Origin of the sequence: Streptococcus suis, from assembly GCF_002960445.1 — a bacterium.
Lineage (GTDB): Bacteria > Bacillota > Bacilli > Lactobacillales > Streptococcaceae > Streptococcus > Streptococcus hyiners.
The window spans coordinates 1-278 of sequence record NZ_POJD01000448.1 but is presented as its reverse complement, the minus strand read 5'-3'; the positions used below and the strand labels follow the sequence as shown (position 1 = coordinate 278).

The window sequence follows — 278 nt, the reverse complement described above, 5'->3', positions numbered from 1 at the left end:
GAGACACGCTATTATCTTGTGTAAATATATTAGGAAGTAAAAAATATTACGAACCAATACCAAAGATATTTGACAGTGTAGATAAGATTATACAGTCGACACAAGATTTTCAGAAAAAGCCCATTGTTAGTGTATTAAAATGGAAATATGCACTTTTTGTGGATAAGGATCGGGATGAGGCAGAAAAGCATTATCTAGATGCGGTGCTATTTGCAAAATTGATAGAAAATAGAGAGTTAGAACAGAAGATTGAAGAAGATTGGAGAGTTGACAATCAA

General features: G+C 32.7%; 1 pseudogene. It reads left to right on the top strand.

Annotation, left to right across the window (positions count from 1 at the left end):
- Nucleotides 1-278, top strand: a pseudogene (locus tag C1G53_RS12475) (transcriptional regulator); the annotation flags it as partial.